Source organism: Streptosporangium sp. NPDC001681 (assembly GCF_040298085.1).
Classification (GTDB): domain Bacteria; phylum Actinomycetota; class Actinomycetes; order Streptosporangiales; family Streptosporangiaceae; genus Streptosporangium.
Genome location: NZ_JBEOZN010000226.1, coordinates 1 through 8,334, shown reverse-complemented (window position 1 = coordinate 8,334; position 8,334 = coordinate 1). Strand labels below are relative to the sequence as shown.

General features: G+C 67.7%; 9 protein-coding genes. 6 read left to right on the top strand and 3 right to left on the bottom strand.

The genetic code is table 11. The features are described 5' to 3' along the window. Positions 1-108 precede the first annotated feature (108 nt). The gene (locus tag ABT130_RS46170; protein ID WP_350966284.1) at positions 109-1,113 is read left to right on the top strand and encodes a YncE family protein; all 1,005 of its coding nucleotides are present in this window, start codon (positions 109-111) and stop codon (positions 1,111-1,113) included. Between the two features lie 93 nt (positions 1,114-1,206). Here ABT130_RS46170 and ABT130_RS46165 read toward each other — a convergent pair whose 3' ends face one another. The 3 genes from ABT130_RS46165 to ABT130_RS46155 form a co-directional block, all read right to left on the bottom strand. Beyond that, entirely contained in the window at positions 1,207-2,151 is a 945-nt protein-coding gene (locus ABT130_RS46165) for a hypothetical protein (protein WP_350966283.1), read from the bottom strand. 11 nt (positions 2,152-2,162) lie between these two features. Beyond that, entirely contained in the window at positions 2,163-2,753 is a 591-nt protein-coding gene (locus ABT130_RS46160) for a matrixin family metalloprotease (RefSeq protein WP_350927495.1), read from the bottom strand. Positions 2,754-3,012: 259 nt separating this feature from the next. Then, complete coding sequence (locus tag ABT130_RS46155; RefSeq protein WP_350966282.1) at positions 3,013-4,470, bottom strand: MFS transporter; 1,458 nt, start codon at positions 4,468-4,470, stop codon at positions 3,013-3,015. A 146-nt stretch (positions 4,471-4,616) separates the two neighbouring features. On the opposite strand from ABT130_RS46155, the gene ABT130_RS46150 reads away from it, so the two are divergent. From ABT130_RS46150 to ABT130_RS46130, 5 genes are all read left to right on the top strand, one after another. Beyond that, positions 4,617-5,072, top strand: coding sequence for a MarR family winged helix-turn-helix transcriptional regulator (locus ABT130_RS46150; RefSeq protein ID WP_350927491.1), 456 nt, complete (start codon positions 4,617-4,619; stop codon positions 5,070-5,072). A gap of 242 nt (positions 5,073-5,314) precedes the next feature. After that, complete coding sequence (locus ABT130_RS46145) at positions 5,315-5,746, top strand: Hsp20/alpha crystallin family protein (protein WP_350966281.1); 432 nt, start codon at positions 5,315-5,317, stop codon at positions 5,744-5,746. 404 nt (positions 5,747-6,150) lie between these two features. Next, positions 6,151-7,260 carry a fructose-1,6-bisphosphate aldolase/phosphatase gene (gene fbp, locus ABT130_RS46140; protein WP_451936387.1) on the top strand — a complete coding sequence of 370 codons (1,110 nt, stop codon included), beginning with the start codon at positions 6,151-6,153 and terminating at the stop codon, positions 7,258-7,260. Positions 7,261-7,365: 105 nt separating this feature from the next. Beyond that, positions 7,366-7,623 carry a DUF1876 domain-containing protein gene (locus ABT130_RS46135; RefSeq protein WP_350927485.1) on the top strand — a complete coding sequence of 86 codons (258 nt, stop codon included), beginning with the start codon at positions 7,366-7,368 and terminating at the stop codon, positions 7,621-7,623. Positions 7,624-7,791: 168 nt separating this feature from the next. Beyond that, a complete protein-coding gene (locus ABT130_RS46130; RefSeq protein ID WP_350966279.1) occupies positions 7,792-8,232 on the top strand; it encodes an OsmC family protein in 441 nt (146 codons plus the stop codon). The last annotated feature ends 102 nt before the right edge of the window (positions 8,233-8,334 follow it).

Genomic DNA, 8,334 nt, shown 5'->3' with positions numbered 1-8,334 from the left:
CGCAGCGAGTTTCCTGTCCGGCCTTATAGCCCGCTCCGTAAGCGGAAGTAGTCTTCTTCTTCTCCGCCATGAGAGTTGTCAGAGGGATGTCCCGGCAACACCGTCAGCGTGATCGACCCGCGTACCTACCGGGTGCTCCGCACCTTCAGGGTGGACGGGCGGCCGCAGCACGTCGTCCCCTCGTGGGACCTGAAGACGCTCTGGGTCAACAACAACGACGGCAACTCCCTGACACCGATCAACCCCATGACCGGCAAGGTCGGCAAGCCGGTGTTCGTCGACGACCCCTACAACCTGTACTTCACCCCGGACGGCCGCACCGCCCTGGTGATGGCCGAGCGGGAGAACCGGCTCGACTTCCTCAACCCGCGCACCATGCGGCTCCGGCACTCGCTGCACATGCCCTGCCGGGGGATCAACCACGCGGACTTCACCGCCGACGGGACCCTCCTCCTCGGCAGCTGCGAGTTCTCCGGCCAGCTGGTGGTCATCGACACAGCCGCCCGTAAGGTCCGCGCCGTCATCGACCTGGCGGACGGCACCACGCGCCGCAAGGGCATCCGGCGCACAGCCCCGCAGGGCGACAACGCGTCGTACGAACTGGAACACGACATGGCGCACGACGCCATGCGGCACGGACACATGCCGTACCCCAACATGCCGCAGGACGTGAAGCTCTCCCCGGACGGCACCACCTTCTATGTCGCCGACATGGCCAAGGACGGCGTGTGGCTCGTCGACGCCGGGGAGTTCCGGGTCACGGGTTTCATCAAAACCGGCGCGGGCGCTCACGGGCTCTACGTCAGCCGGGACTCGAAGGTGCTGTACGTCTCCAACCGGGGCGCCGGATCGGTCTCGGTCGTCTCCTTCGCCCTTCGCCGGCCGATCGACACCTGGCACATCCCCGGCGGCGGTTCACCGGACATGGGCGGCGTGTCGGCCGACGGCCGCCGCCTGTGGCTGTCCGGACGCTATGACGGGGTGGTCTACGTGTTCGACACCGAGAACGGCAACCTCATCCGCAAGGTCGCCGTCGACGCCGGCCCGCATGGCCTGGCCATCTACCCCCAGCCCGGACGCTACTCACTCGGCCACACGGGGGTCTTCCGCTGAGGTACGACCCCGCCCCGGTTCACCGGGGCGGGGTCGTACCTCAGCGAAGTGGCCGGGTCGGCAGGTGGCCGACGCGGTGTTGGTGCCGGTCTCTCAGGCCGCGCTCACCGCGCGGTTCAGCAGCCGGTCCAGGGTCGGCGTGTCGACCTCGGGCTCGCTCTCCGTGGGGCCGGGGGTGTCCGTCGTGACCGGGTCGGGGACGTCCACCACCGAGGCGTCGGGGTCGTCCGTGGGATCCGGGACAGGGGTGGTCGTCGGCGTCTGGCCGGGGTCCTCCCCGTGCGGGAAGTCCGAGGGCTTGGGCGGCCTGGGGGTCTCCAGCTCGGGCTCCTCCTCCACGGGCGGCGGACCGCCGTTGAGGATCTGGTCCACCCGCTCCGGGTTGTCCATGAGCGGCGCGATGACCGGCTCACCCGGCGCCTGCTCGACGAACACCCCCTCGCCGATCGGTAGGTGCACCGAGGCCAGGTAGCCGGCCAGCGCCTGAGGCACGGTCCGTCCCTCGGCCTGGCTGCGCTCCAGGGCGTTGTGCACGTAGAACAGCCCGTGCCCCGCGCTGCCGATGGAAGCACGCAGGATGTCCAGGGGGGTGTGATTGGGCTGCTCGACCTGCAGCCGGATCTGACCGTTCTGCACTCCGAGGCCGAGCTGTCCGGACAGCGTACGGTCCACCCTGACGACGAGGCTGGCGTAGCGGACCGCCGCGTCGGGATCGTCGTAGCCGACGATGGGCGCGGTGCCCGCGCCGTCGTCGGAGCCGAAGGCGATCCCCGGCTCGATGCCGACGATGGTGCCCTCCAGCATTGCCGCCGCGGGGGCGAAGGCACCGGAGGCCGGCGCACCCGGCGTCAGGTCGTCCAGCGAGTCATAGAGGTACTCGCCCGTCGACTCTCCCACGTTGGAGCGCATCAGGGACCAGAACGGAGGAGCGGGGTCGTTGGACCGGGCTGCGGCCACACCGACGGCGGCCAGCACGCCCAGGGCGGTGACCAGGGTGAGGCTCACTCCCGCGGTGCGGGATCGGAGCGTCTTCGGCATGTGTTCCGTCCTCAGAATCGGCCGTTGATGTGCGCGACGTCGTGCGAGGTGTAGGTGCGCACGGTGGAGCGGCCTGACTTCATGCAGGAGTCGCTCTGGGAGGAGTGGTCGAGCCCGGTGGTGTGCCCGACCTCGTGGCAGGTCGTCTTCTTACGCTCGTTCTCCGAGAAGCGGCTCATGTCGGCCAGATCGAAGCGGATCTCGTACTGGTCGCACTTCCACCAGCCGTTGATGAGCCCCGGGCTGATTATCCGCACGCACTTGGCGTGGGCGTAGATGTTCTTTCCGGTGCTCGACCCGTCCCAGTCGAGGCCCCAGTAGTCGTTGTAGTACTGGTCGAACATCTCCACATCGGTGTGCTTGTCGGGGGTGGAGTCGTAGTGCGTGGCCATGTCGGTCTGGGAGTCCAGCTTGATCATGGCGTAGTTGCCCGCGACCTTCATGTACGAGGTCAACGACGAGTAGTTGTAGTAATGGTCCTTGTTGTCGGCCTGCGCGCAGCACCCTGACGGATGCAGATACGACCATCCGAACGCGTTGGCGCTCGCCGGCGGCGCGAACGTGAGGAGCATGACGAAGGCGAGCAGGGTCGAGAGCGCCAAGGTGTGGCCTCGGACTCCCGATTCGCTCGACGGCTTTTTGGGCACCCGTAGTCCTTACAAAAGGCATGACAAAACGCGATGATCTTCGCAGTTTCTTGACCGTGTCCGCAACAGGCTTTTCTCGCCGTTGACAGGAACGTCCTGACCAGGCACATCGGCTCGTCCGGCCGGACCCCGGGCGCCGCTGGTCGGCGAATCCGGGCGTTCAAGACGACCCGCGCGTTCGAGGCCGGAGCGGCAAAAATCCTCGGTGGAGGCGTCAGGACACGGTCGCCGGTTCGGCGGTGACGGTGTCCTCGGCGTCCTCGGCGTCCTCGGCCGAGGAGCCGGCCCGGCGCGCCGGGATCGCGGAGGCGATCGCCGCGGCGACGAGTGCGACGCCGCAGCCGATCAGCAGACCGGTGCGGAAGCCGCTCTCGGACGGCAGGGTGTGCCCGCCCACTCGCATGGTCATCTGGGTGAGGACGACACCGATCACCGCGGCTGACACCGAGGTGCCGATGGAGCGCATCAGTGAGTTGAAGCCGTTGGCCGCGGCGGTTTCCGACCGGGGAACCGCGCTCATGATCAGGGCGGGCATCGCACCGTAGGCCAGCCCGACGCCTATGCTGCAGAGGCAGGTGACGACCAGCAGGCCCCACGTCGTCCCGAGCAGGGCCATCGAGGAGCCGTACCCGAGCGCCATGACCAGGCTGCCGGTGACCAGGGTGACCTTGGGGCCGCGAGCGGCCGACAGCCGCGCACCCAACGGCGAGACCAGCATCATCATCAGGCCCGACGGAGCCGTCCACAGGCCGGCGGCCAGCATCGACTGGCCCAGGCCGTACCCGGTGGCCTCGGGCAGTTGCAGGATCTGAATCACGATCAGCGCCTGGGCGTACATCGCGAATCCGACCACGACCGAGGCCACGTTGGTCAGCAGTACCGGGCGCCGGGCGGTGACGCGCAGGTCGACCAGTGGATCACCGGCTCGCAGTTCCCACCAGCCCCACACCACGAAGACGACCAGCGCGACGGCGAACAGCCCGAGGGTGGTTCCGCTCGCCCAGCCCCAGTCCGCGCCCTTGGAAACCCCCAGCAGCAGGCAGACCAGGCCAATGCCCAGGCCGAGCGCGCCGACGACGTCGAGGCGTCCCGTGGTCCGGGCGGGCGTGGCGGGCACCAGCAGCCAGATCAGGCCGGCGACCAGCACGCTCAGCGCGGCCACGCCCCAGAACAGTATGCGCCAGCTCGCGTACTCGGCGACCGCCGCCGCGACCGGCATCCCGAGCGCTCCGCCGATGCCCATGGACGAGCTCATCAGCGCGATCGCGGGGCCCACCCGCTCGGACGGCAGCAGGTCCCGCAGCGCGCTGATGCCCAGCGGGATCATGCCCATGCCCATGCCCTGCAGACCTCGCCCGATGATCATCTGGGTCACCGAGTCGGCCAGCGCACAGGTCACGCAGCCCGCGATGATCGGCACCGAGCAGGCCAGCATCATGCGGCGCTTGCCGTACAGGTCGCCGAGCCGCCCGATCACCGGGACGGCCACCGCCCCCACCAGCAGCGTGACGGTGATCACCCAGGAGGCGTTGGCCGCGTTGGTGTGCAACATGCGTGGCAGCTCGCCGATCAGCGGCACCACCAGGGTCTGCATGAGTGAGGCGACGATACCGGCCACCGCCAGCACACCGACGATCCCGCCGGGGCGGGTGGTGGACGTGGAGTCGTCCACGTGGATCTCCCTTGTCTGGACGAATAAGGCGATGTGTACGATACACATAATGTGCTTAATACATAACATGGGGGTGATACATAGTGATTGCCGATGCGCACCCGTACGGCGAAGCAGGGCGCGGGGAAGTCTGGAGAGGGACCAGCATGGAGAAGCCCACACACTCGATCGAGTACGAGACCATGCTGCTCGGGCGGTACTACCACCTGACCCTGTCCAGCGCCGAACGCGAGGGCGACCATCTGGACCGCAGCGCCTACCTCCTGCTCAGTCGCATCCAGATCGTCGGCCCGATGTCCATCGGGCAGCTCAGCGAGGCGTTCGGCCTGGACCCCTCCACCCTCAACCGGCAGACCTCGGCCATGCTCCGCGCCGGGCTGGTCGAACGTATCCCCGACCCCGACGGGGGCATCGCCCGCAAGTTCCGCATCAGCGCCGAAGGCGAGCGCCGCCTCCAGCACCAGCGCGACGAGATCGTCCGCAGCATGGAGAAGTTACTGGACGACTGGACGCCCGAGGAGGTCGCCACCTTCGCCGCCTGCCTCAAACGGTTCAACACCGATATCGAACGTCTCACCGGCCGTCCCTGGCCCCGCCCCTGAGCGCCTACCGGCGATGCCGGCCGAGGTTTCCGGTCAGGGCCGGCCTGGCCCCTCGGGCACTACGCCCGTCTCGGCGAGGAGACCTCCGGCCCAAAGGATCCGGTAAAGACGTCGGCGGCTTTCCGGCGTCGGGCACGGCGGCCAAAAGACCTACGTGTTAGGGACCTCTGGCTGTTACCTCCGAGTCCTGCCCGGTGGTGTGATGGAGGTATGGGAAGACCCCAGTAGACAAGGAGGACACCATGAGCATGCCGATGATCCGCGAGCGGCGAGGCCTCGTCCCCGAGCTGTTCAACTGGTTGGACATGCCCCTCTCCGCCATGCAGTCGACGGCGATGCAGCCCATCAAGTTCGAGGACTACGTCAAGGACGGTCGCTACGTGCTGCGGGCCGAGTTGCCGGGAATCGACCCCGACAAGGATGTCGACATCACCCTGTCCAACGGCGTCCTGACCATCCACGCCGAGCGGCGTGACGAGCAGCGGGACCAGCAGCGGACGGAGTTCCGCTACGGCTCCTTCACCCGGTCGATCACGCTGCCCAGTGACGTGGACGAGAACGACGTCAAGGCTTCCTACGACAAGGGGGTTCTGGAGGTCAGCGTCAAACTCGCTGACACCAAACAGCAGGAAAAGCACATTCAGATCGAGTCCACGCCCCGGAAAAAGTCCTGACGGACCGGGCGGACCCGCTCGACATGACGCGGGTCCGCTCATGACCCGAGGATCGCAGCGATCCTCCGCCCACCGGTCGGCCGTGAGTACTTTCTGTCATAATTTGATACACTCAGGGTAGTGATGCGGTTAATCCGTAGCTTTGTCATAGTCGGCAAGGGTTTTGCTTTCCTGGAGTGTTGATCGTGCCCACGGTCACGTCACCCGGAGCCGCGAGGAGACCTCGGACACTCGTGGGGCCGGCGTCGAGGCGAGCGCCCATGCCGTAAGACGTGGGCTGCCAGAGCACACTCACAAGCAGGTACGGAAGTCCCGCCCGGCCGGGGCCTTCTGCCCTATCCATATACAAGGCCCCTGACCAGCGTGGAAGCAGGACAACCCACGGGGGGATCATCATGATCACTTTGAGTGTCATCAAGGCCGACACCGGGGGATTCGTCGGCCACTCCGCGGTGCACCCGAACATGATGGCCGAGGCCCGCCGCGAGATCGACCGGGCGATCGCCTCGGGACTGCTCATCGACGGCCAGGTCGCCAGCTGCGGCGACGACATCTCGCTCATCATGACCCACACCTACGGCGCCGACGCGGGGCTCATCCACTCCTTCGCCTGGGACACCTTCCAGGCCACCACCCACATCGCCAAGGGACTCGGCCTGTACGGCGCCGGCCAGGACCTGCTGTCGGACGCCTTCTCCGGCAATCTGCGGGGTATGGGGCCCGGATATGCCGAACTGGAGTTCGAGGAGCGCCCGTCGGAGCCGGTGCTGTGCTTCCTGGCCGACAAGACCGAGCCGGGCGCGTGGAACCTGCCGCTGTACAAGATGTTCGCCGACCCGTTCAACACCGCGGGCCTGGTCATCGATGGAAAGATGCACGACGGCTTCGGCTTCGAGGTCTACGACCTGTACGAGGAGAAGCGCATCGTCTTCGACTGCCCGGCCGACCTGTACGACATGCTGATGTACATCGGCGCCCCGGCCCGTTACGTGATCCACGGCGTCCGTTCCAAGACCCTGGGCGAGACCGCGGCCACGACCAGCACCCAGCGGCTGTCCCTGATCGCCGGCAAGTACGTCGGCAAGGACGACCCGGTGATGATCGTCCGCTGCCAGTCCGGACTGCCCGCGGTCGGCGAGGCACTGGAGCCCTTCGCCTTTCCGTACACGGTCGCCGGGTGCATGCGCGGCTCGCACCACGCACCGTTCCTGCCGGTCCCGGTCCAGCAGGCGCACCCGTCCCGGTTCGACGGCCCGCCGCGCGTGGTCGCGCTGGGATTCCAGATCCACGACGGGAAGCTGATCGGCCCGCGCGACATGTTCGACGATCCGGCCTTCGACGGCGCACGGGCCCAGGCCGGCGAGATCATGGACTATCTCCGCCGCCACGGCCCGTTCGAACCGCATCGGCTACCACTGTCGGAACTGGAGTACACCACCATGCCCGCTCTCGCCCAGCGGCTCGCGAACCGCTGGACCCCGATGACCACCGAGATCGCGACACCCGTCGGATGACCCGCGTGACCGCCCGGCCATCCCGGGCGATCGGCACCTGATCGGGCTCGCCGCGCACTCGGGAGCACGACACCGCGAACACCCGTTCGATCGGAGGTTCCTTCCATGGAAGCCAAGCAATGGACCGTGCAGATCTACATCACCGAAGAGGGCGACGACACCTCCGCCCGGGCACTCCTGACCACCAAGAACGACACCCACCTGACCGGGATCGGTCACGCGCGTCGCAATCCGGTCGACCAGTCGGTCCCCGAGATCGGCGACGAGCTCGCGGTCGCCCGCGCGCTGGCCGACCTGGCGGAAAGGTTGCGCACCGTCACCGCGGAGGACATCGCCCAGGTCGGCGGGCCCACCTCATGGTGACGGCCCCTCGCCTCGGGCCACCGGGATCGGCATGACCGCACCGTCCGCCTCGGCCACGATCCGCGGACGGTGCGCGCCCTTCCCCTGTCGACGCGCAGGGGCCATCCCATGGCGATGAGATCCACGTGCTCCACCTAACGGAACCTGAACACACCCGTGGAGTCACCCATGAAGCAGAACCGGAACGGCACGATGAAGATCACCTGGCACGGTGGCGGCCGCTTTGACGTGCAGATACGCCGCCACACCATCCGTGTCGACCAGCCCACGGACTTCGGCGGAGGCGACACCGGTCCCGTCCCGGTCGAGCTGTTCGTCGGGAGTCTCGCGGCCTGCGTCGCCCATCGCGCCGAACGCTACCTTCACCGATGTGAGCTGCCCGCCGGCGTCACCGTGACCGCCCGCTACGACCTGGGACTGCGTCCGGCACGGGTCGGCCGAATCGATCTGGTCGTCGACGCTCCCGGCCTTCCCGAAGGACTTCGGGAATCGTTCACCACCGTCGTCGAGCACAGCGCCGTGCACAACTCGCTGCGGCTGCCGCCGGAGATCACCCTTCAGGTCCGCACCGAGGAGGGAGCGGTCATGGAGGCGATCGAAACGACCTGATGCCACCGGTGAGCAGAGCCCGGCACGTCCTCGGGACCCGCGACGGCAGGAATCGTCCCACGGACGACCCCACGCGCAACGCCCGCGACAGCATCCGGTGTC

What these genes read in the sequence shown, in the direction of transcription:
- ABT130_RS46165 (WP_350966283.1), bottom strand. Translation starts at nt 2,151, where the DNA reads ATGCCGAAGACGCTCCGATCCCGCACCGCGGGAGTGAGCCTCACCCTG.
- ABT130_RS46145 (WP_350966281.1), top strand. Translation starts at nt 5,315, where the DNA reads ATGAGCATGCCGATGATCCGCGAGCGGCGAGGCCTCGTCCCCGAGCTG.
- ABT130_RS46135 (WP_350927485.1), top strand. Translation starts at nt 7,366, where the DNA reads ATGGAAGCCAAGCAATGGACCGTGCAGATCTACATCACCGAAGAGGGC.
- ABT130_RS46150 (WP_350927491.1), top strand. Translation starts at nt 4,617, where the DNA reads ATGGAGAAGCCCACACACTCGATCGAGTACGAGACCATGCTGCTCGGG.
- ABT130_RS46130 (WP_350966279.1), top strand. Translation starts at nt 7,792, where the DNA reads ATGAAGCAGAACCGGAACGGCACGATGAAGATCACCTGGCACGGTGGC.